General features: G+C 32.9%; 28 protein-coding genes and 1 tRNA gene. 3 read left to right on the forward strand and 26 right to left on the reverse strand.

Going from position 1 to position 24,966, the window contains the following annotated elements; all coding sequences use genetic code 11:
* Positions 1 to 157: 157 nt before the first annotated feature.
* Both RLT85_RS00005 and RLT85_RS00010 read right to left on the reverse strand, forming a co-directional pair.
* The gene (locus RLT85_RS00005) at positions 158 to 310 is read right to left on the reverse strand and encodes a YqaE/Pmp3 family membrane protein (protein ID WP_311399990.1); all 153 of its coding nucleotides are present in this window, start codon (positions 308 to 310) and stop codon (positions 158 to 160) included.
* Positions 311 to 567: 257 nt separating this feature from the next.
* Positions 568 to 1,359: a hypothetical protein gene (locus RLT85_RS00010; RefSeq protein ID WP_311399991.1), complete on the reverse strand. Its 792-nt coding sequence runs from the start codon at positions 1,357 to 1,359 to the stop codon at positions 568 to 570.
* A 225-nt stretch (positions 1,360 to 1,584) separates the two neighbouring features.
* Here RLT85_RS00010 and RLT85_RS00015 point away from each other — a divergent pair, with 225 nt between their 5' ends.
* Positions 1,585 to 2,604, forward strand: coding sequence for a hypothetical protein (locus RLT85_RS00015; protein WP_311399992.1), 1,020 nt, complete (start codon positions 1,585 to 1,587; stop codon positions 2,602 to 2,604).
* A 5-nt stretch (positions 2,605 to 2,609) separates the two neighbouring features.
* On the opposite strand, the gene RLT85_RS00020 is transcribed toward RLT85_RS00015, so the two are convergent.
* The 18 genes from RLT85_RS00020 to RLT85_RS00105 form a co-directional block, all read right to left on the reverse strand.
* Positions 2,610 to 3,950 (reverse strand): PIG-L family deacetylase, encoded by a 1,341-nt coding sequence (locus RLT85_RS00020; RefSeq protein WP_311399993.1) that lies wholly within the window; start codon positions 3,948 to 3,950, stop codon positions 2,610 to 2,612.
* 3 nt (positions 3,951 to 3,953) lie between these two features.
* Complete coding sequence (locus RLT85_RS00025; protein WP_311399994.1) at positions 3,954 to 5,030, reverse strand: acyl-CoA dehydrogenase family protein; 1,077 nt, start codon at positions 5,028 to 5,030, stop codon at positions 3,954 to 3,956.
* 68 nt (positions 5,031 to 5,098) lie between these two features.
* Positions 5,099 to 6,490, reverse strand: a complete 1,392-nt coding sequence (locus RLT85_RS00030) for a DASH family cryptochrome (RefSeq protein ID WP_311399995.1) — start codon at positions 6,488 to 6,490, stop codon at positions 5,099 to 5,101.
* Positions 6,487 to 6,957 (reverse strand): FAD-binding domain-containing protein, encoded by a 471-nt coding sequence (locus tag RLT85_RS00035; RefSeq protein WP_311399996.1) that lies wholly within the window; start codon positions 6,955 to 6,957, stop codon positions 6,487 to 6,489. The genes RLT85_RS00030 and RLT85_RS00035 overlap by 4 nt, the downstream gene beginning before the upstream one ends.
* 1 nt (position 6,958) lies before the next feature.
* Positions 6,959 to 7,951 carry a deoxyribodipyrimidine photo-lyase gene (locus tag RLT85_RS00040; protein ID WP_311399997.1) on the reverse strand — a complete coding sequence of 331 codons (993 nt, stop codon included), beginning with the start codon at positions 7,949 to 7,951 and terminating at the stop codon, positions 6,959 to 6,961.
* A 3-nt stretch (positions 7,952 to 7,954) separates the two neighbouring features.
* Complete coding sequence (locus tag RLT85_RS00045) at positions 7,955 to 8,554, reverse strand: hypothetical protein (RefSeq protein WP_311399998.1); 600 nt, start codon at positions 8,552 to 8,554, stop codon at positions 7,955 to 7,957.
* A 52-nt stretch (positions 8,555 to 8,606) separates the two neighbouring features.
* The gene (locus RLT85_RS00050; protein WP_311399999.1) at positions 8,607 to 9,047 is read right to left on the reverse strand and encodes a hypothetical protein; all 441 of its coding nucleotides are present in this window, start codon (positions 9,045 to 9,047) and stop codon (positions 8,607 to 8,609) included.
* Between the two features lie 3 nt (positions 9,048 to 9,050).
* Positions 9,051 to 9,605, reverse strand: coding sequence for a DUF421 domain-containing protein (locus RLT85_RS00055; RefSeq protein ID WP_311400000.1), 555 nt, complete (start codon positions 9,603 to 9,605; stop codon positions 9,051 to 9,053).
* Positions 9,606 to 9,617: 12 nt separating this feature from the next.
* Entirely contained in the window at positions 9,618 to 10,196 is a 579-nt protein-coding gene (locus RLT85_RS00060; RefSeq protein WP_311400001.1) for a DUF1989 domain-containing protein, read from the reverse strand.
* Positions 10,196 to 10,861: a guanitoxin biosynthesis heme-dependent pre-guanitoxin N-hydroxylase GntA gene (gntA, locus tag RLT85_RS00065; protein WP_311400002.1), complete on the reverse strand. Its 666-nt coding sequence runs from the start codon at positions 10,859 to 10,861 to the stop codon at positions 10,196 to 10,198. The genes RLT85_RS00060 and gntA overlap by 1 nt, the downstream gene beginning before the upstream one ends.
* 109 nt (positions 10,862 to 10,970) lie before the next feature.
* The gene (locus RLT85_RS00070) at positions 10,971 to 11,120 is read right to left on the reverse strand and encodes an SWEET family sugar transporter (protein ID WP_311400003.1); all 150 of its coding nucleotides are present in this window, start codon (positions 11,118 to 11,120) and stop codon (positions 10,971 to 10,973) included.
* 6 nt (positions 11,121 to 11,126) lie between these two features.
* The gene (locus tag RLT85_RS00075; RefSeq protein WP_311400004.1) at positions 11,127 to 11,654 is read right to left on the reverse strand and encodes a DUF421 domain-containing protein; all 528 of its coding nucleotides are present in this window, start codon (positions 11,652 to 11,654) and stop codon (positions 11,127 to 11,129) included.
* Between the two features lie 127 nt (positions 11,655 to 11,781).
* Positions 11,782 to 13,272, reverse strand: a complete 1,491-nt coding sequence (locus RLT85_RS00080; RefSeq protein ID WP_311400005.1) for a BLUF domain-containing protein — start codon at positions 13,270 to 13,272, stop codon at positions 11,782 to 11,784.
* Positions 13,273 to 13,396: 124 nt separating this feature from the next.
* Positions 13,397 to 14,260, reverse strand: a complete 864-nt coding sequence (locus RLT85_RS00085) for a glycosyltransferase family 2 protein (RefSeq protein ID WP_311400006.1) — start codon at positions 14,258 to 14,260, stop codon at positions 13,397 to 13,399.
* The gene (locus RLT85_RS00090; RefSeq protein WP_311400007.1) at positions 14,250 to 15,275 is read right to left on the reverse strand and encodes a glycosyltransferase; all 1,026 of its coding nucleotides are present in this window, start codon (positions 15,273 to 15,275) and stop codon (positions 14,250 to 14,252) included. The genes RLT85_RS00085 and RLT85_RS00090 overlap by 11 nt, the downstream gene beginning before the upstream one ends.
* 1 nt (position 15,276) lies before the next feature.
* A complete protein-coding gene (locus RLT85_RS00095; RefSeq protein WP_311400008.1) occupies positions 15,277 to 16,332 on the reverse strand; it encodes a glycosyltransferase in 1,056 nt (351 codons plus the stop codon).
* A complete protein-coding gene (locus tag RLT85_RS00100) occupies positions 16,329 to 17,756 on the reverse strand; it encodes a glycosyltransferase family 2 protein (protein ID WP_311400009.1) in 1,428 nt (475 codons plus the stop codon). The genes RLT85_RS00095 and RLT85_RS00100 overlap by 4 nt, the downstream gene beginning before the upstream one ends.
* Before the next feature lie 77 nt (positions 17,757 to 17,833).
* Positions 17,834 to 18,859, reverse strand: a complete 1,026-nt coding sequence (locus RLT85_RS00105; RefSeq protein WP_311400010.1) for a helix-turn-helix transcriptional regulator — start codon at positions 18,857 to 18,859, stop codon at positions 17,834 to 17,836.
* Positions 18,860 to 19,121: 262 nt separating this feature from the next.
* On the opposite strand from RLT85_RS00105, the gene RLT85_RS00110 reads away from it, so the two are divergent.
* Positions 19,122 to 19,265 carry a hypothetical protein gene (locus RLT85_RS00110; RefSeq protein WP_311400011.1) on the forward strand — a complete coding sequence of 48 codons (144 nt, stop codon included), beginning with the start codon at positions 19,122 to 19,124 and terminating at the stop codon, positions 19,263 to 19,265.
* Between the two features lie 232 nt (positions 19,266 to 19,497).
* Here RLT85_RS00110 and RLT85_RS00115 read toward each other — a convergent pair.
* The 3 genes from RLT85_RS00115 to RLT85_RS00125 form a co-directional block, all read right to left on the reverse strand.
* A tRNA-Leu gene (locus tag RLT85_RS00115) sits at positions 19,498 to 19,580 on the reverse strand.
* A gap of 541 nt (positions 19,581 to 20,121) precedes the next feature.
* Positions 20,122 to 20,349, reverse strand: coding sequence for a hypothetical protein (locus tag RLT85_RS00120; RefSeq protein ID WP_311400012.1), 228 nt, complete (start codon positions 20,347 to 20,349; stop codon positions 20,122 to 20,124).
* 72 nt (positions 20,350 to 20,421) lie between these two features.
* On the reverse strand, positions 20,422 to 21,099 hold the full coding sequence (locus RLT85_RS00125; RefSeq protein ID WP_311400013.1) for a peptidoglycan DD-metalloendopeptidase family protein: 678 nt from the start codon (positions 21,097 to 21,099) through the stop codon (positions 20,422 to 20,424).
* A gap of 185 nt (positions 21,100 to 21,284) precedes the next feature.
* Between RLT85_RS00125 and RLT85_RS00130 the strand changes: the two genes are divergently transcribed.
* Entirely contained in the window at positions 21,285 to 21,938 is a 654-nt protein-coding gene (locus tag RLT85_RS00130) for a hypothetical protein (RefSeq protein WP_311400014.1), read from the forward strand.
* Positions 21,939 to 22,302: 364 nt separating this feature from the next.
* Here RLT85_RS00130 and RLT85_RS00135 read toward each other — a convergent pair whose 3' ends face one another.
* Genes RLT85_RS00135 through RLT85_RS00145 form a run of 3 tightly spaced genes read right to left on the reverse strand, consistent with a single transcriptional unit; the run spans position 22,303 to position 24,873 of the window.
* Positions 22,303 to 23,796: a YggN family protein gene (locus RLT85_RS00135; protein WP_311400015.1), complete on the reverse strand. Its 1,494-nt coding sequence runs from the start codon at positions 23,794 to 23,796 to the stop codon at positions 22,303 to 22,305.
* 11 nt (positions 23,797 to 23,807) lie between these two features.
* Positions 23,808 to 24,398 carry a hypothetical protein gene (locus RLT85_RS00140; protein WP_311400016.1) on the reverse strand — a complete coding sequence of 197 codons (591 nt, stop codon included), beginning with the start codon at positions 24,396 to 24,398 and terminating at the stop codon, positions 23,808 to 23,810.
* Positions 24,382 to 24,873, reverse strand: a complete 492-nt coding sequence (locus tag RLT85_RS00145; RefSeq protein WP_375712323.1) for an RNA polymerase sigma factor — start codon at positions 24,871 to 24,873, stop codon at positions 24,382 to 24,384. Before RLT85_RS00145 ends, RLT85_RS00140 begins: the two co-directional genes overlap by 17 nt.
* Positions 24,874 to 24,966: the final 93 nt, after the last annotated feature.

The following is a 24,966-nucleotide window of genomic DNA, read 5'->3' on the forward strand; positions in this document are numbered from 1 at the left end:
AATGTTTCGTGTGAAATTACAATAATATTAAATGAAATTTTAACCCAAAAATGGTCAACCTATATCAGGATAATACAGAGGATTAAAGTTTATTCGTTTATTAAAAAAAGCCATCACTCATATAGTGATGGCTTAAGTTTACATACTTTAAAGCTACTTAATCATTAACTATAAAGGCGTGAATTACGCCTGGTAACCAACCAATCAAAGTAAGTAAAAGGTTTATTAAAAATGTTCCACCAAGACCGTGCTTCATAAAGACTGCAACTGGCGGTAATAGAATATTGAGTATAATTGTTAGTGCTGACATAATATCTGTTTTTTAAATTTGTTATATTCTTTCTTCTTCTAAGTGCTCTTCATCTACTGTTAATAACGGCGAACCTACTGCACCACCTGCAAAGGCAGCACCTGCACCAATAAGAAATAAGAAAAATGCTATAATACTGTATTTTCCGGTGGCATCGGTCGCTTCCTCAGCTGCAATTGTTGCTTTACGTTTAACTTTACCGTAATAACGTTCGGCCTTATCTACAGCTCTATTTATCTTTCTATCCCATTTATTAATTACACCATTAATCTCGGCTTCTGAAAGTTCGGTATTTCAGCTAAGTAATCCTTAATTTCTTCTTTATTCAAAATCTCATCCGCACTTTCTGCATTAATAGTTAAATCGCCATTTTTATCTAAATCTACCGTTAACTCATTAAAAAATTCTTCAATGTTCTCATCGAGATTTAAATCGTTCATAAATGCCTGTGAATCACTTTGAACTTCGTTCATCGTACCTCGTACTTCCTCAGATGCATCATTAGGTAAAATGTTGTTTCGCTCTGCTCTATTTATGAGTTGAAAAGCATCTTGTTTCAACTTTTCAAGTGAGTAATTGGCATCCTTGTTTCCTTTATCTTCCGCTTTTTGTAATGCCTGTGCGAAATTCTCGGCTTTTGTGTCTGTAAAAATAGAGCTTGCAGCACTTGCCATACCATTAAATACGCCACCTATTGTAGATGTAACTAAATAAATGGATAAAATAAGATATAGCGACCAAGCTAAAAACCCGTGCAAACCGCCATCACTATTTGCTGGCATACCGCACATACGTCCTGCGACCATACCACCTATAAAAAGGGCTGCCAGATTAGAAACTGCCCACCATATTAATGTTCCCGTTCCTAAGCCATCCATTGGATTGGCCTCTGTCATAGGATCTATTGTGGTTAGACCTATTCCCAATCCCAATAAATTGAGCAGAAACGCTACTACAATAGCTGTAAGCGTACCTGCTAAAATTGCGCCCCAAGAAATTCTCGATATCTTGGGAAATTTGTTCTGAATGTTGATTAATTGATTCCTCATAATTTTGTTAGTGTTATTACTGGTTTTTGAAATGAATGAAATTTGAACCTTCAAAATTCATCCTCAAAAAAATAATATAAACGAAAATTTAATAGTGACACAATGGAAGAAAATATGAATGGTTTTGAAACAAAGATGAAATTTCAGTTGTGTATTAAAAAAATATTATTTTTATACTAGATATAGAAATTTAAAAGGTAATTATATTCTTAATAGAGTACAAAAATGATTGCATATTATGCACATAGCATCGGTTCTGGACACAGTAATTGTGGACAAGAATTTTGCAAGGTTTTCAAAAATAGAGCGCTTGTCATCACGACTTCAAACTTCAAATTTGATGAGGATATTAAAGTTATCACAATTGAGGGCGAGAATGTTACTCATTCTGAGTATTTAAAAACAACCCATAATCTTCCCAAATATGCACACTTTCTTCCCAAGGACCACTTGAAAATTCTTTTCAGAAACTTTAAGATTTTAGAATCTTGTATTTCTGAACATATAAATTTTGCAGTCATAGATGTCAGTGTAGAAACTGCATTACAGTTTAGAATTGCTGGTATTCCTTATGCATACCATAAGATGTTAGGTAACCGTGATGATGTTCCTCATCAAATAGCGTTTGAAGCGTCAGAATTTTTGTTCGCCCTTTATCCAGTTCAAATGGAAACTGAGACTAGAAAGTCATTACTAAAAAAAATATACCATATAGGTTTTATCTCGCGTTTTCCGTTTAAAAAGCAAAATTTAGATATTAACATTAATTTGAATTCAGAATTAAAGATTTTAATAATTCTGAGTTCAGAAACTAAACTATCTTCTACAGATTTACACACGCTCTGTAATCAAATGAAGAATAGTCAATTCTCTATAATTAGTAACCTTAATGTTGTCAATATTAAAAATGCGACACTACTTGACTATACTAGAAATTTAAAACCTATCATTCTAAATCACGATATTGTAATTGCTTCTTGCGGTTTAAATATGACTTCTGAACTATTGGCGCTGAAAAATAAATTTATTGCCATCGCTGAAAATAGGTACTATGATGAACATCTTGAAACTTTAAAAGGTTTAAAAAAAAATAATTTAGCTGTAGAGCTTGATGTTAGCAACCTCAAAAAAACAATAACGGAATACTTAGAATTACCAGAAGTCAAGAATTTAAAATCCTACTTTGGCACTATGGACTCTTTCAAGAAAATTAAAATATTACAGCCATATTTATTGAGTAGATAAAATAATTAATGTGTTTTTACCCATACTTCAAGTCTGTAGTATTCGGTTCTTTGGTTTGCTAGCATTTTGTAATTTTCTTTTTCTATCATAAATTTTTTTAATTTATTATGTACATCGTTGCCACTCAAAGGATAATCAGGCACAAAACCAATCCAATGAACAACTAAGAATCGACCATATTTAACGAGCGCGCTATCAATTTTTTGATACAATTCTAATAAAGAATCCTTCTCGAAATAATAACCCACCTCACATAGTGTTATTAAATCGAATGTACCTGATGGAAAATCTCGTAAGATATTGGTTACTTTAAATTCAATATTGGTATTCTCATTACAAATTTTCTTTGCCTCACATATTGCTTTTTCGCTTATATCTACTGCAATTAACGAATTACAAATCTTCGCTAAAAGATTTGTCTGTACACCAATTGAACATCCTATTTCTAAACCTTTCTTAAAGTCTGTTTTATTCAATGCAGAGATAGAATTTTTATATTTTTCAATTTCATACGTACTATTTTTAAAATTCCAAGGATCATTACTATTATGGTATATTTTATCAAAATAATCTTTTTCAAGTGCTTTTTGATTTCTTTTGTTTTCCGTAAAAAAATATTCATAATTACCATCAAAAGGTTTCAATAAATCATCAGTTAATACAAACCCATTAGGGTCATCATTTATTATTTTACCTAATTGTGATTTATGTTTTTCAATAGCTCTTTTTTTTATTTTATAATAGTCAGAAATATTAAGTCTTACAGGATTTATTTCACTTTGGAATGGCCAATCATCACACTTACCATTTTTCCAAAGCCATATTGGATATTCTAATTGGATTAACTCATTGTTATATCTCTTTGTAACTAACTTTCCAATAGTGTTGGTAACTATATGATCCGGATGCGGATCTCTACGCCAAGGAAAGAAAATAGATTTTAAACTCTTATTTGCCGTAATACAAACTATGTTGTCAACAGTTTCTATAATTTTTACCGAATCTAATTTTATGAGTTGACCATCTTGAAATCCTAAAAAATGTATATTTTCTTGTAATACACCTAATTCTAAACACGCATTAGTTGCTTCCTTTTCTCGTAATTTAGCCAATTTTTGCGGTGGGTATAAGGATGAATTTAGATGGGAAGCAGAGCCACTTGTTATGTATATAACTATCACATTCTTTCCTGAAGATCTTAACATAGCAATCAAACCACCACAGCCCAAAGACTCATCATCTGGATGGGGCGCAAGTATAAGACTATTTCCAACATCCTCGGCAATACGCTCTTTATTCAGGAATGGTGCTTCTTTTAAATCCAATTCTGTAATTCTATCCTTCATTGGTTAATTCTTTATGAAAGCTTGTCCAATATTTAAAAGCGTACTATCTGGACCTGGTTGTTTTAAATAAACAGATAAATCCCGATGGATTCTTTCCATCGGATGTGGTTTTAAAAATCCTTGTAAACCTACGCTCATTTCACAAAGACTCATTACTTCTTCACAGATTTCCCTTGTAATTGTCCTGAACATATTCGCCTTGTGCAGACAGTCTATTGGATTGGTATATCGATTGTCAAATGCTAGACCTGCATTTTCTAACCACAAATGTCCCGTTTCTTTTAAGAGCGCAAGTTTTGCCATTCTGGAAATCTGGTTCAAATCTTCAGTACGATTCATTTCTTTTAGGTGTGCTAAAGTTATTGCTATCATAGCTTCAGCACCACCTAATTGAACAGCTGCAAAACGAACAGCACCACCAGAAAAATCTGGCTGTTCAAAATACGCATTGGGCGAACCTAAGAATTGCGATTTTGTAATCTCTAAGCCTGTAAAGTTAAATCGACAACTAACGGAAGATTTCATTCCTAATGGTTGCCAATAGGTATAATCCTCTTCAAATTTTCTCTCTTTCAAATCAAGCACTAGCATTTGTTGCTGTCCGTTATGCTCTGCAGTAACAATAGGTCTCAAAACGTTATTCGCACCTGAGCAGAACACTTTTGAACCTTCTAATTTTAATTTTTCTTCAGATTTCTTAAGCTTTAAAGGCTCGTTTGGCATTTGGGAATTCCAAATTCCAAAAAGAACGCCACTTTTAGCTTCGGAAAAATAAACTTCTTTTTGAAGTTGAGTGCCATACCTTTCGATAAGTAACATTGCATTGAGATGACCTTCAAAAATTCTACCAGCTGATAAATCTCTAGCACCAATACCTTTGAGAATATTTAAAATATGATAGTTTGATTTTTCTAGCTTACCAAAACCACCACCAAATTCTGAGGGTACATTTAAAACCATTAACTCGCTAGATTGAATTTTATTCATTAAATCCCGAGGATAATCTTCTGAGTCTATGGTGTAGTTTGAATCTAGAAAAGGATAAGGGTTTTTTTTATTTTCTGTTTTTGAACTGGTCATTATTGCTAATTGACTTAATTAAATTAATAAGTTTGAAAATCTATTTTAATAAATTAAGAAGTTGAGTGTTATTCCATAGTCTTCTTTATTTTATTAATTGAGCGTGTCCACTTACCTAAAATTTCTTGAGGTTTGGGATACGCTTTAATGTTATATTCCCAAGGCAGATAAATGGTATTATCATCAATCGCACTTAGTTCAGAAACATACTTTTGAATAAATTCCTTTGAATTGTATTTTAAAGATTGGTGTATAGGATTGGTGTACCAAATCTCATACGCCTGATAGTGCCAATTCATCCAATTAGCACTTACGTCATAATCTATTAGCTTGTTCTCAAAATAGGCTGCACCCCAAGTCCAATCTACTTTATAATCATACACTAAAAAACTGGCACAATTTACACGACCTCTATTGCTCATAAAACCAGTTTTGTTTAACTGTCGCATATGGGCATCAATAAATGGCAGACCTGTTTGACCATCGCACCATCTTTGAAATAGATTTTTGTTATTTTCCCAATCTTTCCCTTTTCCTTTAAAACCTTCGGTCTTAAACATTTTATTTCCAACATTCATTCCCCTAAACGTAAAATAATCCCGCCATACCAATTCAAAAACTAACCACCAAGTACTCTGATTTTTCTTGATGAGTTCTTCGTACTGTTTTACTTTTTGAAAAATCAAACGTGGCGAAATTGCACCTACTGCAAGATAAGGCGAAAATTTAGAGCTGTAATCCATACCCAAAGACCTATTGCGAGTCCAACGGTAACTTGTAAGCTGTTGTGTCTCGAATGTGTAATGGTGTAAGCGTTCTAAGGCAGCCTTCTCGCCAGACTTAACATACAATTCTAATTCAGAATCTTCCTTGAAATTGAATGTTGAGAAATCTGGAATATGACTTTCTGGAAAATCATCAATTGTAGAAATTGATTCAGGTGCTAGAAAAGGCGCTCTCACTTCGGTGGTTTTTCCCGTATGGATGCGATAGGTCTTACTCGTTTTTGGGATGTCCTCAATAGCATAGGGAATATCATCTATATGGTAAAGCGTTTTACCCCACGTAAGATGTAGTTCGCAAGACTTGGGAAGTCTGTGTTTTAGAGCGTCTAAAACTTGAAGTTCTTCATAGGCATATTCATCCTCGGCATAAATTCTGGTTACATTATATTCTTCAACTAGCTTTGGAATAATTTCTTCGGGAATACCATATTGAATATGTAAATTTCCACCGATTGCTTTTAGATTTTCTTTAAGTTCGAGCACAGTCTCACGTAAAAAATGAAATCTGTTATAGCCTGCTTTGCGAAAACCTAAATCCAAATCATCGTATAACCTGCTATCAAAAATAAAAATAGGAAGTACTGGCAGTCCATCCGCTATCGCTTTACACAATGATTCGTTATCGTGCAATCGCAAATCGTTTTTAAACCATAAGATGTTACATTCCTGTTTCATTTCGAATTCTTATAATTACGTTTAATTGTATGCTTATCTAAAATGCGCTGTCTTTCAGATTTAAAGTAATCAGACTTTCGCATTCCATATAATTTATCAAGTGCTTCTTTTCGAGTTATGGACATATCTATAATACGGTTGGGATAATCTCTACCAACTTTAAAACGATACATCGTTTCATCCATTTGGGTCATAGACCAAGGTTCGATTGCTAATTTTGGTGGTAAATGAGCCAGCTCTTTAACCCAATTTTTAATGAACATAGCCTCATTGTCGTGGTCGTGTACATTTTTTGTAGGATTATATATCCGTATTGTATTAGTTCCCGTAAAACCAGCCTGCATTTGTAACTGACCATAATGAATTCCAGGTTCAAAATCCAAAAATTGCTGTGCCAACCAATCACTCATATATTTAAAATGCTGAAATAGATGGTGGCAGAAAAAACTTGTAATCATTGTCCGCATCCTAAAATTGAGATACCCTGTTTCTTTTTAGAGCTCTTACACTTGCATCTACTAACGGGTAACCTGTTAATCCACTTTTCCAAGCATCGATAAATCTTTCATTTTTAGGTTGTGGTAGTTCTAAAAAGACTCTATTTACTGCCTGAAATTCCATACGAGGTTCCATCTCAAATTTTTGGATAAAATGGCTTTGCCAACGTAACCGTGCTAAGAATGCATTAATCGGTCTTTTGTCCGTAGCCTCATTTTTAAGTTGTATTGCACGTTTATAAATCTCACGAATAGATAGATTTCCCCAAGCAAAATAGGGCGATAATCTGCTGCACGTTTTACGGGACAGTTCTGGTTTTGATATACCTTCATTATAGTGAAAGATTCGATTTTGAAAAAACGAATCTGCCCACCGAATTGCTTCATTCCTACCACCTTTTTGAAACTTGTGTTTAGGTGTCTTACAATCGATTATCTTAAAATTTCTTTGAATACTTTCAACATCATCTATCAATAATAAATTAGAATCGTCTAGATTAGGATAACATTCTTCAGCGTTCATATACTTTTTCCAAGCATAGGACCATCCTTTTCTGTTCTTTAATCCTCTTATAACGCCATTGCACTGGGTTTCTGTCCAAACTATATTTTTCTCTTCAAACCATTGCGCCATTTCTATGTCACGCTCATAGGTAATACTAATGCCAATTTCTTGCGTACTGAAAACGGTCTTAATATTGTATTCAGAATGTAATTTTTGAAAGGTAGGTTTTACTTCATCTTGCACTAAAAGAATTTGAGTATTAAAAGCTTTTAATAGCGTATTGAGGTTAAATAGGCTTTCCTTTATAAATTGAACGTGTCGAAGACTGGTATGTTGATTTTCGATTAATGATGGCTCTAATATATATACTAGAAGCAATGGTTCAGGAAATTCACAAGCTAACTGCAAAGCCGCATTATCCTCTAATCTCAAATCTCTTTTAAACCAAACAACATTCATATTTTAGTTTTTCTTATCTACCTTTTCATTTGTGTCAATATCTTCATTATCATCTACTTCTTCAATATCATCGTTTTCAGTAGCCAACATCCTATGGTCATCCATTCCTAAACCAACAATAGCAATAATGTTAGTTACAGTTCCATACAGCATTAATATAGTTGTAACCATCATTCCGCTAATAATTGAAGATGCGAATAAGGTTGCCCAATAAATATATTTAAACCAAGATATTTCTACCTTGTCTGCTTCAGTAATCGGAATATTGAAAAATTGAAACAAAACCAAAGCACTAATAAATAAAATAGTATCAAATTTGGCAATATTCATCACTTGCTTGTAGTGCCTATCCTTTAAGGTGGTATCGGTACCTGTACTTATACCCAATAAAGTTAATAGCAAAGCCAGTATGGTAGCTGAAGCTAATACAATAGTATTACACAACATATTTAAGCCTTGCATAGAAGTATTCAACAAATTTTTAGCCTCATACCCAGAAATGTTTCCAAGCAGAAAAACACCCAAGCCAATTATTACAGTAGTTATAATCCCACCAGTAAATGCCTTTTTATTTACAGAAAAGAAATCAATTATGTTTTTCATAAATCCTTTGTTTTAATCAAATACGCAACATTTTTGAAATTTAATTATCCTATTAAATAGCCTGAATTATAAGTACCATTGTTATTCCAAAAATTATATGTGCAGGGATTAGCTGCAACAAATAACCTATTTTATTAATTTTTGGTGGATTTGGATGAAGTTTTAAAGTTGTTCCCCAAAATAAAGCCCCTATTAACCCAGCTAAAAAACCAAAGATAGCACCATCGAGCACAGTTGTATCAAACAATTCCATTGGCAAACTAACATAATAACATACCACAAAGGCTATCCCGATTATAAAATGTATTGTCCATCCTAAAATATGTTCTCGAACCAATGGAAAAGAAAATGTACCTGCTCTCTTAAACAAGATATTAATTAACTGCGGTTCTTCAAATTTGCTATTAGTTATAGCAGATAGCGCATAACTAAATGCCGTCATTGCTAAGGTTGCAATGATTCCGATGGCAATTATGTTTAAGGCCAAGTTCATATTTTATGATAGTTTTACATCCTTTAACAACCAATTTTTTAGCTCTTTATCTTTGTCAGTAGAATGCATTACAACGATATTTCCAGTAGTCTCAAAAACTACTGCTCTAATATCTTCTAAATCCAAAACATTTGCTTCTCGAAGTTTAGACCTTAAATCGCCTTCTGAAAGTCTTGCCTTCCTTAAATTATCTTTTAGGATTTTGCTTCCGGACATTAGTAACAATGGACTATTGTCAACCGCATTTCTGAATAGTTTCCACCTTCTACCGAAAGCGACACTTAGTTGAAAAAGATATATCATAAAGAGTCCCACTAAGCCATCCATTAAAGAAACCGAAGGCGACAGCGAGGTGGTTGCTATAAGCGAACCAACTGCAACTGTCATTGCAAAGTCAAAGCTGGACATTTTGGAAAGACTACGCTTCCCAAACATACGTGTATAAGCGATGACTGCAATATATATAGCCAATGTTGAAAGGGTTATTGCCAAAATAGCTTGCGGTGACGACACAAACCATTTTTCTATACCTTCGGTTATTTGAGATAAATTTTCCATAGAATTATTTTTTTAATCTAGTATTTCATAACCAATAGGCTTAAATGTACCACCGTTACTGTCCTTTGCAGAACAAGCAGTTAATGCTACAATTAAATCCATTTGTGCCTCAAAAATTATATAATCTTTTGCTTTCGAAGTGGGCGGTACTACACTCACTTTACCATCTGGCTTGAATTGAACATTCATAAATATATTGAAGGCGCTGGGTATATCATCTTTTTCAATGCCAAATTGTTGCAAGTTTTTATACAAATTTTCAAAACAACTGGGATGATACCCGTCCATATTATAGAAATGTTCAAACGTTTTCATATCGCAAGGTGCTAACAAAAAATCGTTTCTACCATTAATGTCCTCAACAATTCTTACCATTTTGTTACTTCGGTTAGACCATAAATAATTTCCTTTGGTTAATAGAATGGTCTCTTCATAATCGAATGTTTTGCCTGATGATAATTTTTCAGCAACGTCATCTCGATTATAAAAAAGGATATCTGAAACTTGCATTCCTTCAATATCTGTAACTTTAAGCCTTTGACCACTTTTTAGAACTAACGATGCGCCTGATTTTGGTGGTATAATATTCATTATTCAGATTTAAAGTTATATGGGCATTTCCAATCGTCTTCTACAGCTCTACCACTATATTGTCTGGCTTCGCTATTAGTTCCAAAATCTTCGAGCATTGGATTTACTGAACCTTGAAATGCTTTATCTCTCTTTCGTATTAAATCACGAACCCTAGAATAACGACCCACACTACGCAACAGTTCAAACTGGCTATGTAAGTTAAAAACAATCATAGGAAATGGGGATGACCTAGCAAAACGTGAGGAATTAGGATGCATCCCAACAATATAAAAAGATGTACCTAACAAACTAAAACTGAACTTTGATGATGTTGTGTCTGGACTCGTAGTTTTATCCCACGGATGGGTATCTATGGAATGTAAGGTGTGCAATAATTTCCAAAGTGCATTTTCAAAATCTTTTTCGGTTTCAAAATGTGAATCCTCGAACGTAGCGATAAAGCTTTGAAATTTCATAGAATTTTCTTCTACATCAGCCACATATTCTTTTAAGTCGTTTAATAGATTATTAGGGCAAAACCCTTGCATTGTTCCATAGCTTTCAATGGTGACATTATCATCTGCAATAACACTTTGTGCCATCACGCAAGGATGGTCATCGAGAATAAAATCACGTACCATACTAACTATATCGTTCTTATTATCTATACTATCTATCATCATCTTTTAATTTTTTATTTAAATATATTCCTAGCATTATAGCATTTAGAATAAATGAAATACCATTGGTTAGTATAATTGGCCAATCGTTTTTCAAAACACCATAAACTGTCTAAAGTCCAACACCTACAAGAAGTATGCTAAAGAAAAAGGGACTTATATCATCCACTTTTTTTGTTTTAATGGCCTTATAAATTTGTGGAATTACCGCAATGGTTGTAAAGATTCCGGCAAGCATCCCAATTATTTCAGTAGTATTCATAACATTCTATTCCTTTTGAACACCTGTTAAAATATCTTCAGATAAATTACCCTCTTTACCTTCCGAATGAATTACAGAAATATCGCCTGTGCTTTCTAGTATTACCGCAAATACTTCATCTTTATTTTTAACATTAGCTTCCCTAAGTTTTGCATATACATCTTGTTTACCAACATTTGTCCTTTTTAAATTATCTTCTAAAAATTTGCCATTGCGCATTAATAACATTGGCTTATTAGTAAATAAACTATCAAACCAATCCCAATTTCGCTTTCCGTAAGAAAATAGACTTTGAAAAAATATAATACCAGCAAGTGCCATACCACCCTTTACAATGGATTGCCCTGAGTTCATAACCACACTAGCCAAAATTGAACCTACAGAAATAGTGGATGCAAAATCGAAACTAGACATTTTTGCAAATGTTCTTAACCCAGAAATTCTAGTGATTACAATAATTATTGTGAAAATTGCAATAATGGTAATAAGCACCTTTAATAAAATTTCGAAAGAAGGATATAACCAATTTTCCATATTATTGAGATTTAATTATTTAGCGGCATAAAAATAATTATTCCCGACTGCAAAAATGGCAACTTACGAGAAAAATACTATCGCTATCCGTAATAGCCTAGCTATTAAAAACTAGATTTTTATTAATTTACTTAGCGATGGCTAACTGAGAAGTACCACCTTTATTTTCCTCTAAAACCAACAATGCATTCCTTGCACGTTCCCACATTAGTTTTGTCCGTAGTTTACTCGCTTTTTTTCTAGAATCTTTTTTAGATTGACTAAGAATAAGGTCTGAATCCAGTAATTTGAAACTGGATAAAGTATCTGTGATAAATAGTGATGGTTTTTCTAAAAATGCCATATCCCAGTTATCAAAAGTCTTACCCGATTTGAAACCTTGATAGATAACTTTTATATTTCTATGACGCTTATCGTTCTGTATTGCATTGAATGTAGAGAGTACAACCTCTTTAGGACCTTCTAAAATTTGAAAAAAATTCTGTTTATGATAAATAAGACAACCCGTAATATCATTGGCTTCGTTATTCATTCTTGCTTCTTGTAAAATATTCTCAAAGTCTTCACTCAAAAGCGCATATTTTGCTGTAGAGTAATAAGATAGTTCATAGGTGGGATTATGAATATGAAAATTTTTACGATATTCACTAGGTAACAAACCATACTTTACCGAAAAAATCTTTGAAAAATAACTACGACTATTAAAACCAATAGCATAAACAATTTCAGAAATATTTAAATCTGTGGTCTCTATTAGTTCTTTTGCCTTCAAAATTCTCAGATTACCAATATATTTATTTACAGACATTTGGAAAAAGTATCTAAAACCGTCTTGAATTCTCTTTTGGTTTAAACCACACTCTCTCTCAAGATTTACTAATTTTAAAGGTTTATCCAAGTTGGCAGCTATGTATTCAGTTAGCTCTATGACAGAACGCAATTCAGATTTTGATAGCTTAACGGACTTCTTACGTTCACGCTTTAAATTCAATTCTCTATTTAAAAATTGACACGACAATACATTGAGAACACTTGCTTCAATTAAGAGCCTATTGGTTAAATTATTAGGCAATGTTTTCAGTATTGTTTTAACATAAGCAGATGCTCTATTTGAAAAATTACCAAAATAACCATAAGACTTTTCCGAAGCTAAACTTTTAAGCACATCATTTAACAATTCCTGTAATCTACCTCTTTTGAAATTATTTGTAGATTCCGTCTTTTCCAACGTAATTATCACAAATTTAAGCTTTGTATCCTTGGGTAATTTTAGTGTACTAAAATCTTTGGAATTACTACTCAGAATAACATTCTGAAATCTTGAAGCATTTGTGGTATTATCGGAATTTTGAAATTTATGGTCTAAGAATCCTTCCTGAATGAAAAGGCAATGCAAATAAGACTCGCTAAAATTTAGATAATCAAAATTTAAAGATTTGGTAAGGCATATATTAAAACTGAGAACTTCAAGACCAAAAAAGATCTTTAAGGCCTTAATTTTACCGTTCCCATACTCATTGTTAAATATGAAGTAACCAGTATCTGTTCCTTCATTAAAATTAGCATTAAGTACCAACGCTAAATTTCTAACTACTTCTACAGAACTCGTTTTATCCATACCTATAAATTTTCAGCAAACCTAAACTGAAAAATTTATTTGCGCTATAAATAAAAAATCAAAAATTATAAATTATGGTTTTTTTATTGGCTCTTAATTTTCTAGTATTTAGTAATATATGTAATCAAGAATACGGTTCATCGACAACTAAAGTGGCTTCAATTTCTAATATTGTAGGTTGCTTTAAAATCTCGATAGGTTCTGTTCTGTCTTCATTCCAGATAACAAGTCCGCGCTCTGCAAATTTCTGTAAATGATTTATCATAGGCCAATGCTTCCATTTACTATAAAAATAGTTGCAATTTTTTATAATGGAATTCATACTATTTAAAGGTGGTCGGTAAAAGGAATGTTGTTGGTGATAGACTTCAAAAGGTGTTAGTATAAATTTAATACCCAAAGATTCGGCATTAAAAGCAAAATCTGTGTCCTCTGCACCATAGCCGGTGTAATTTATATCGAACCCATCTATTTTTGAAAATGTCTTATGGGTTAAAAAAAATGTTAGTGACCAGAACATTCCATAATCATCTATTTGTCTAACGGAATTTTGCTCAGGACGGTGTGGATGAATTTCACTTTTTGATTTCAATTTGTATTCATCGACTGTTTTAACCTTTTCTGAAAGATATTTGGGCAATCCCATATATAAACAATCGTCTTGTATTTGTAGATTTTCGATGGATTTCATATAATCAGCGGAAGGAATGCAATCCACATCCAAGAATGCAAGAATATCCTTTGTTGACCAATATGCACCAAGATTTCGAGCTTCAGCAATTGTTAGACTACTAGTTTCGGTAGTTGGTAATAAATAATGTTTAATATCCAGAAGACTTTCTGGAATAAAAGATTTTTTAATATCCATTTCAACTAGAATAATCTCATCAGGAATCATTGTACCGTTCTCAACCCCTTTGAGCACTTGCCTAAGATGTTTTAGCCTTTTATGAAATATTACAATTAAGGATATTCCTCTATTTCTCATATTCCTCTATTTTATTTTTAAATGCACTCAATAGTTCATCGTTAACAAACCAATTCTTTAATTCTTTAGGTGGTTTTAATTTTAAACATTTTTTTATACAACCCTGTATATCATCTGTATTGAAACGTATTGCAAGATTATTTTTCTCTAAGGCCTTACACATAATTTCCTGTTCATTATACGGTCTTTCTTCTGGGACAGCTACAAACTTATTTTTTAGCGCTAAAATTTCTGAAGTTAAATTGAGACCACAACTGCTTATTACAACGTCTGCCTTTTTTAAAAAATGTTCAATATCGTCAACAAAACCAATATAATTATAGGTTGGAATTTGTTGTTCATTCTCAATATTGCCTAAAATTTTTACTTCACACTTTGGCAATTCATCAATAATTTTATTAACTACATTTGCATTAACCTTTGTACCACCATTTCCACAAACAACTACAATTTCTTTGTTCTTCAAAACTGGTCTTTCATATAGAAAACAATACTTTGGGGTAAATTTAAACTGAGAATGAAATCCTAAAAAGTAGGTTTTATTAATAACTTTTTTAGGCAAAGAATCAGCTAATTCGACGGGTATAAATGAATATAGGAAGTCTGCGGCATCAAAGGCAATTTTATGAGGATTGTCATTGCGGTTTCCTAATAATAGGTGGTAGCCATAGGGGACAGAAGCAATTCTAAAAATGATTGCAGTTTCGACACTCACATCAATCAAGGCAAGCTTTATATCACAGGCAATAATAATATCTAAGATTTGCTTTGTCCTTTCTACTATTTTGGGATTGCTTTTTGGTAGATAATGTGCATATTTTGGCAGATTTTTGAGAGCAGATTTGTATTTATCTACTGTGGTATCTTCATCATTAATTTGGGCAATGGGGAAATGACTTTCATCAATTTCTTTAATACCTGTGATTATTAATGAATTTTCATAGATGTTCTCACAAAATAAATAGGCGCTATTTAAATGCCCTTTTCCGTGTGTATGTGCGTAGTATGCAACCATTTTATATTGCCTTCACTAAAAAACTTTCACTATTTCGTTTGTAGAGCTTTTCATAATCATCCACCATTCTTTTATGACAGCAGAAAATTTCGGCCCTCATTCTACAATCTTTTCTTGAAATATGTTGAATGGTCTCAATACATTTTCTAAAGGTTTCTGGTTTTTGTAGGTTAAATAAACAGCCAGTGTCAGCATTTAGAATTTCAGGTGCTGCACCTACATTATTGGCCAAAACTGGCACACCAGAAGCTAGAGCCTCTGCTATTACAAGTCCATAAGGTTCGTCCCATACACTCGAAAACATAAATGCTTTAGATTTACCTATCAAATCATTAAGTTGCGGCTGTTTGAGATGCCCAACGTACTCAAAATTGTCATATTTTAAATTCGGTTCAACCTTTTCCTTAAAATAGCTTGGTTCAGAAATCGGTCCTGCAAATTTTAAATTTATATTTTCCAATAAGCATAATTCCATTAATTGCGCTAATCCTTTTTCTTTACATATTCTTCCTGACCAAGAATAATAATTTTCTGTTGAATTATAATTGTAGTTCCATTGGTTTACATCTATACCGTTGTAAACTGTATGTACTAACGGTAATGTTTTTTGGTATAAATTTGCTGTACACTTGCTAACACCAACAAAGGTTTGATTAATATTAGCAGATACAGCTTCTATCGCCAATTTTAAATAGGGAAAGACAGGTGTATGAAATGTCGTTATGAAATTATGAGCAGAAATATTGCCCATTAATATAGACTGATAATGTAATGAATGATTTTGAACTACATCAAAATCTTGAAGTAAAAAATTGTTTAAGGAATATGATATGCACTTTAAAGAATTTAACTCTTGGCTATCAAAATCGTGAGGTAATTCATTTTTAGTATAAAAAATCATTTCCCCAGCCAATTCTGAACCCTCTAAGCACAAAGATACTACTTCGTGTCCTCTGCATACCAATTCTTCAACAAGTAGATAGGTTATCATTTCCAAGCCACCTTGAAAAGGTTGTGCAATGGGAAACGCATCATGACAAACAAAACCAATTTTCATTTTTTAGACTTTTTATATAAATTGAACTTAGACCAAATAATTTCTTGGTCTTTATGGAATTTTGCGTAGATAAGTTGTATTGAAAATGCACATATTACGACACCTAATATGTTGTACTGATTCAGAAAGCAAATTATTCCGAGAGCAAAAACAATAAGCGGAAAAATGTATAATTTGTTGGTACTAGATACAGGTGCAATAAATTTATTTGTTCTAATAAACGGTTTATTTTTTGACACAAAATAATTCATCCAATAAAATGAACCAATCTCTAATAATCCTAAGTGTATAAGAAAACCATTCCATCCCTTTTTAAGATTATATCCTGCGATTTTATTAAAAATAAAAAACTGAAATAGACAATGTAAGGCAATTGCACTCAAACCGGTGTAAAAAATAGTTTCGCCAGTATGCGTTCCTATAATTAATAATGGGATGGCTAAAAATAAAATTAGAAATACAAACCCAAGAAGATTTAACCAAGCAGTTAAAAGTGTACTTAAATGAATTTTATTCATAATTGAAATTCCATTTACCTTCCAAACCTTAGCTAATACTTGAAAGTTACCAAATACCCAACGTTTAAATTGTTTGCTATAATCTTTAGATTCAGTAGGCATTGTACCTTTACCAATAATATAATTGCAGAAGGCTATTTTCATTTTACGACTCACAAGGTCAACACCTAAGCTAGCATCCTCTGTTATAGAATCTGTTGGCCATAGATAACCATTATTAAAAACTTTAGTATCAATTAGGGTAAGAGTTCCTGTTGGCAATGCCAAAATCGCACTTTTTTTACTAGATAGGTAACAGTCAAAATAGTGTTTATAGTTAATTTCTACACCATTAGTTTCTGGCGAAATATTTCGGTAGGATTGGGGAAATTGCAGAAGGTCAACTTCCATTTTTTGGATAGTTCCAATTGCAACATCAATAGCATCCTTATTAAGTACATAATCTGCATCTAGGGTAAAGATATAGTTTGCTGACGAATTGGTATAGCCCAGTCCATAATTTAATGCACCAGCCTTGAAACCCTTTATTTTATCTTTATGAAGAAATTTAAAACGATGGTCTAAATCCGCAATTTTCTCTTCTATTGGTTTCCATAGATTCTTATCTAATGTATTATTAGAAATAATGAGAAGCTCAAAGTTGCTATATTGTAACTTCTCAACACTTTCAATAGTTTTCAAAACTAATTTAGGCGGTTCATTACAGATTGGCAAATGAATACTTACCAACGGATTTCCGTAAACCTTTTTTGAAAATGTAGAATTGCGTGAAGTACTCAAAAAATACAGTCGGATAATTCCCATTACAATAATAACTATTGTAACAAAAATCACAGCTATTTCTAAAGTCGAACTATAGACCTCAAAAAAGTTCAAATTTTCTATATAAAATTTTATCTGCAACATATTATACAACAATATGATACAAAGCTAATTCTATAACAGACTACTTAGTAACCCTAATAAGTAAATGATGGTAAGTTTTAGGAATGATTATTATAAAATTTTCTAAAATTACTTGGCGTATGCTTAAAATATTCCTTGAAGAGTTTTGAAAAGTAGCTTGGGCTATCTAAACCTATTTTGTTTGCAATAGTAGTGAGTGGTTGGTCAGTAGTAAGCAGTAATAATTTAGCAGTTTCCATTCGCCTTGAAATTATATAGTCACGCACAGTTTTACTAAATATATATTTAAAACCTTTCTGAAGTTTATTAGGATTTAATCCAGACTGACGACTTAAAACCTCAATAGTAAAATCTTTATCTAAATTCTTTTCAATATAATCTGAAAGTTCTTTGATTCGTTCTAATTCATTATATCGAAGTAATAGCTCTTTACTGTTACCCTTTAAATCATCTTCAAATAATTGAATTTGTTCAACAAAAATATCGAGTGCTTTACTTTCAAGATGAAATTTTCTCAACAGCAGCTCATTCTTATATTCATCTATAGAATTTAGAATTGTATGGAATTCCAAACTATAAAAACCCTCGTGATAGAATGTTTCAGATGCATTGGTATCACTAAAAAGGTTTTGAAGCTGAGCGGATAAATGCACCTGTTCGCATTCAGATTTCCTTTTAAAAGTTTTCCTATCTATTTCTAAACTTACCAAATCAATATCTACATTACCTTCAAAATATAAATTATGACCATTATGCTCTTCACTCGCAACCAATGTAGCCATTCTTGGTTTAAGTTCGTGAACTATATCCTCATTGGAAAATTGATGTTTCAAAAATCCATTGGCAGTATAAATATACTTCAAAGGATGTACTTTGTCCACAGTAAAGCTTATTTCTGTTGCTTGTTTAAATTTGCAACGGTACACTATAATACCTAATCCATTATCAAAATTGATTCCTCTAATTTCTCCCGAACCTATTTTCTCTGGTATGTTGACTATATACTCTGTACATTTTTCGTGAAACGATGTATTCATCTCATTGGCCAAATCACTTACTACGTCTCGAAGTGGTAGAGACCTAACATTAAATTTTGTGGTCATATTTTTTGTTTGGCTTATGAATGCTAAAAATACTTCGAAATAATTTGAAATCTAAACAGATTTGCAAATTTGATACAACTTAACCCAATACTTACCACATTCTTAATATCCAATTGTTATATTGAGTGATAATTGAATATGATTGAAGACCGCATAAATACCTTACTATAATTAATTAATTCATTAAGTATATGAATGGTTTAAGTGAAGTATGGCAATGAAATATAAATGAATGTAGAAATTAATATAAAACTGAATTAAAATGGCAAAGCAAAAAACAAATCTAGACAAAAATGCACAATCTAGTACAAAACACGCTAGAGGTAGTAAACAAGTGCATAGTGAAAAAGATAACTCAACAAAAGATGGCTTTAAGCCTCAAGGTGTAAGTGAAGAAGAAGAATAGAGAAACAAATTCTCAAACTCAATATCCCATACTTTTTTAGTTTGGAATATTTTTTTATACTCAATCAATACTTGTAATCAATAATTAGAAAATTTAGTATCTAAATTAATTTTGAGTGCAATTCGATGTAATTGCTTTTAGAAAAAATTTAGTAGTGATAAAAGGCTAAATGTTGTACCTATGTTGTACCTGAGCATAAAAAAAGCCGAGATTTTCATCTCAGCCTTTTTTGTACCGAAGGCGGGAATCGAACCCGCACGCCTTGTGAGCAATGGATTTTGAATCCATCGTGTCTACCAATTCCACCACTTCGGCATTTAATTTCACGCAATTTCAAATTTGGACTTTGAAACCAGTTCAGGGTGACAGGTCTTAAAGAAAAATGACAAACAAAATTGTTATGCTAAATTTAGTTCAGCATCTCCTTCTCGTATCTTGTCATGCTGAATCCAGTTCAGCATCTCAAAGTAGTTTGCTGCGATGCCAATCGTAATGAAAACATTTTAAGTTTTAAAGCGTGAGACCCTGAAACCAGTTCAGGGTGACAGGTCTTAAAGAAAAATGACAAACAAAATTGTTATGCTAAATTTAGTTCAGCATCTCAAGTAGTTTGCTGCGATGCCAATCGTAATGAAAAACATTTTAAGTTTTAAAGCGTGAGACCCTGAAAGCAGTTCAGGGTGACAGGTCATAAAGAAGAATGACAAACAAAATTGTTATGCTGAATTCAGTTCAGCATCTCAGGGTAGTTTGCTGCGATGCCAATCGTAATGAAAAACATTTTAAGTTTTAAAGCGTGAGACCCTGAAAGCTGTTCAGGGTGACAGGTCATAAAGAAGAATGACAAACAAAACTATTATGCTGAATTCAGTTCAGCATCTCCTTCTCGTATCTTGTCATGCTGAATCCAGTTCAGCATCTCATAATCTTTTATCTCATTGCTAATCTTAAAAAGACTAATCAAACTAAAAAGCTTGAGACCCTGAAAAGATCCCGATCCTTCGGGGCAGGGTGACAGGTGATATGGAAGGAGTCTAGAATGATATGAATTGCCAGGAATTTCTCCTATTGAGTAACAGCCCATTTGATCGGAAAGTAAAATGGAACAGTAATTCCGCTATTCCTTTCAAATCTTTCCAAAAGAATTAATGCATACTCATTTAAATTTTAATAGTAAGTTAGGATCGGGGCAATTGCTTTTATAAAACTCTAAATCTTTCGCCGCGCAAACGCCTGGATAATCTCCCCTATTGCCTTCCAAATCTTTAATAATCTGAAAATGCAAATGAGGCGCATAATCTCCGTTTTCTTCAGGCTTACCTAAATATCCCAAGACTTCTCCCGCTTTTAATTTGGAGTTGATTTCAATTCCGTTAAGGGAAGTAAGGCTCAAGTGTCCATAAAGCGAATAAAAAGTTTGTGCTTGGTATTCATGTTCTACAATAATTGTAGGACCATAATCTCCATGATTAATATTGTTTTGCAAACTATGTATTTTTCCGTCTAACGGAAGCAAAACCGCAGTATGTGCAGGAGACCAAATGTCTATTCCTAGATGAATGTTTCTAGAATTAATTTTAGTAGACGTAAAATAGGTGCTTCGGTTATAAAGGTTGCGCACTTCTAAATATCCACCAATAGCTACTTTTTTGTTATGCGAGCTAACAAAATTCTCTATAAACTGTTGAAACCATAAGGAAGATAATGTGTGAGCTTCTTTTAAAATTTTTTGATGAACAGATAAATCAATCTGAATGTAATCTTCTTTAGAAGTATATTCTACAATGGGAGTAAACTCTTCAGTGAGCGAATGTAAATAGTTACTGAAATTCATACATTACTTTTTAGGTTAAAAATTAAGCTTTTTAAGCTATAAAACCGAATATTAAGAAATCATTTTGATAAAAAACATGTAAAGTTCTTTTAAAATTTATACAAATGAAAGTTTATCACTAGCCAAAATACTAATTTTGAATAGGAGTAAAAAACTCCGACAATTAACTCTCAAAAACAACAATAATGAAAAAGATTTTACTATTTAGTGCTTTTGTATTTCTTGGACTCACAAGTGCAACGGCGCAACTTCAAGAAGGAAATGTGATGCTAGGAGCCGACTTAGGAAATGGTTTATTAAACAAATCAAGTTCAGGTATATTCGGTTTTAATTTTGGCTTAAATGATGGCGCTGGTTACAGTGTAGGTATTAACCCTAAAGTAGGTTATTTTGTGAAAGATAACTTTATGTTAGGTGGTATTGTAAATCTAGGATTCAGCAAATCTGCCGAAAATAACGGTGTTTCTACTAAAGCAACTAGCTATGGTGTGCAAGCACTTTCTAGATATTATTTGACGCCAAACGAAGCTGGAGTAAACCTTACCAAAAAAGGCCGTTTCTTCTTAGAAGCAAACGCTGGTTTTGCAGGGGTGAACATTAAAGATGGCCCTACTACAAACGGATTTGTTTTTGGAGCTGGCCCAGGTTACTCTTACTTTCTTAACAACCACGTTGCCTTAGAAGGTATCATTAAATATAATGGTCTTGTAGGAGGAGGAAATACCACCTACCAACATTCTATTGGATTAAATGTAGGGGTGCAAGTATTTCTATTTTCTGATACCGTGAAAAATAAAGTAGATAGGTATGAAGAAGAAATTGAAGATGAAATGGATTAATTTCAACTAAAACCTTCTTAGATTATTAAAAGCTGTCCGTAAAACGGACAGCTTTTTTTGTTTAAATTCTTGGCGATAAAATCAATGTCTTGCTGAGCCTGCTGTAAATGATTATGGATATTTCTTACATAAGAATAATTCTAACTAAAAAGAACGAGACCCTGAAACCAGACCTCATGAATGGATTCATCTCGGGCAAGTTCAAGGTGACAAGTCATGTGGAGGAATCTTTTATAGTATCATAAAGATTCTTCACTCTGCAAGCTTAGCCTTTCTTGAGCCTTTCGACTTTCGCTCAAGACAGGCTTTTGACGAAAGGTTATGAATGATCAACCAACATATTATCACCGCTCTTGAAAATTCTTTATTTAATAATCAAATCACTAAACTTAGCGTGGATCATAATGTTACTATCTGTATTTCTAGATTTATGATAGCCGTTAATCAACTGATTTCCGTAGCTATCCATTTTTTTCGTGGTTAAATTCTTCGGAATTTTAATGGCACTCCTAGAACCATTATAAGTAAAATTAAAAGAAGATTTGGGTAAATTCAAAACTAAGTCGCTATTCTCTAAACTAATATCTAACTGCTCAAAATTTTCACTTACCTCTTCAATGCTTAACTCCCCAAAAGAACCTGAGACTATCCCAATTTTTTCAATCTCTCCAATATGAACTTCGCTTCCTTTTGATGAAAGTTGAATACTCTTCGCTTTATGTATTTGACTATCTTTTACATAATTCATCTGTAAGTTTCCATGTTCCCAATAGTCTATATGTAATGGAGAATAAGCAATATTTAAAAAATTATTTTGTCCTAAGATACTGGCAGCCTTAAAATTTGCATACGAAACGGAAGCTTTTAAACTTTCTACATCGTCTTGAAGTTCTATTTTTCCATAGCGTACATCCATCTGCAAAGCGGCATCTTTTGGCATTTTTACGACAATTATTTTTCTAATGCTTTCATTTTCATCTGTAGATTTAACAGGGTTTCTAGTGCCACTAGAATAAGTAATCATGGTTGATTTTCCTCCATTAGGATGCACCACTACTTCCTTTTTGTAGTTTCCTGCATTGGCATCAAACTGTTTTGCCCAAGCCTCCATTTTGGCTCCATACTGCTCTCCCCATTGTTCCATTTCTTTTCCAAATTGCTCTCCCCATTTCTCCATTTTTGCACCATGAATTTTTTCGAAATTTTCCATGCGAGCTTCTAATTGTTTTGACCAAACTTCTGCATTTTTCTCAAAACCTTCCCCCCACTTTTCCATCGCTTGTTCAAAATCCTTTCCGAAACTTTTCTCTACTTGCGCTTCATACTTTTCAATATACTCTTCTCCGTCCTGCTGATAGGCTTCATAATCAAATTTTAAACCACTCATACTTTCATAAAAACGTGCAGGTAATTTAACATCGCCCATTTTCTCTAACATTGGCCCTACCAAATTCACCATTAGAGGTTCTATCAATTCAGTATTCATCGCTTTTAAACTGGCCAAAGGAACTGCCTCTGAAGCACTTCTTAATCCCGGTACAAAATTAGACCTACCTCCTCTAGAAATGATAGATACGCCTTTGCTGTTTCCTAAGACCTGTATTTTCCAGTTCTTAGCGATTTGTTCTACTTCTTCTTTAGAAAGCTCATCGGCTTCTACATAAGCTTCTACAGAAATAGAATTTCTATTCCAAGTTTGAACCATCACCTGCGTATGTTTGGTATCTAATTTAACGCTAGGTTGATTCTCTACTTTGTAAGACTCAGAAAGCTTTTCTAATTTTTCTTGTGCATAAGCACCCAATCCTAAGAACACAAAACCTAGTATTCCTAAAATAATTTTTACATTATAGTTCATTATTATTTTTTTTAAATTTTCACTCCCTGTATACTCTCTTTGGAAGCTTGCTTCATCTCTCCCAATTTATTTTTAAGTTTAGATAAAAGTCCTACTCTTAACTCTAGATTGTTAATGAGGGAATTTACAACAGCTTCATTTACTCCAGTTTCGTCCATCTCTTCATTGAGGCGCGTGTACTCCTTATCCAATTCTTCTAGCTGCAGCATAAAAGAATCTATAAGCTCTTTGTTATCCTTGGTTATCGTCAGCTGCGCCAACTCGGCATTGATATTCCCCAAATAATAATCTTCTATCTTCTTAAATTGTGGGGAGACATCACTTAAATAAACTGGGGTTATCGACGGACTTTCTTTAGGAGTATTGGTAAGCATAGGCACCTCTGAACTAGTAGTTATGAATTGCTCTTTCATAAAAAAACTTGTCGCTAGCACTACTACCAAAACCGCAGCGATTTTCATCCATAGATAAGAGTTACTTTTCTTATCTTCTGGAATTTCTTCCGCCAACCGACTTAAAAATCTATTTTCATGCCCTTTCGCTAACTTTGGTCTTTGAGCATATTTTTCTTGATTCATCAATTCTCTAAGATCCTGTGCCATGGTATAAATGCTTTAATTTTTGTTGTAATTTTTTCTTGCCTCGGTGTACTAATGTTCTAGAAGAAACCGAGGTAATTCCCAATATTTCTGAAATCTCATCGTGATCATAACCTTCAATTAAGAAGAGCATCATTGGGTACTTATATCTTTCTGGTAGTTCTTCAATTTCATTTTTAACTTGATCAATGGTTATTTCATCATTTATATTCCAATTGTTATCTTCTTCAACCGTTCCCAATGTTTGCTCATTAATAGCGATTACATTAAGCTTTTTCGCTTTAAGCATATCAATACTCTTATTGATAACAATGCGTTTAAGCCAAGCACCAAAGGTCACCTCTCCGGTAAACTGATGAAGTTTTATAAAAGCTTGTATAAACGACTCCTGCATGGCTTCTTCGGCTTCAAAAGAATTTTTGAGAAACCTAAAAGCGACATAGTACATAGCATCACAATACTTATTATAGAGCTTCATTTGCGCTTTTCTGTCGTTTTGCCGACACGCTTCTATGAGTTCAGTTTGTAACAAAATTTTCTGGTTAGTTGCTATTCATGTATAAAGACGAAA

The sequence above is a fragment of the Mesonia ostreae genome, from assembly GCF_031845265.1.
Lineage (GTDB): Bacteria > Bacteroidota > Bacteroidia > Flavobacteriales > Flavobacteriaceae > Mesonia > Mesonia ostreae.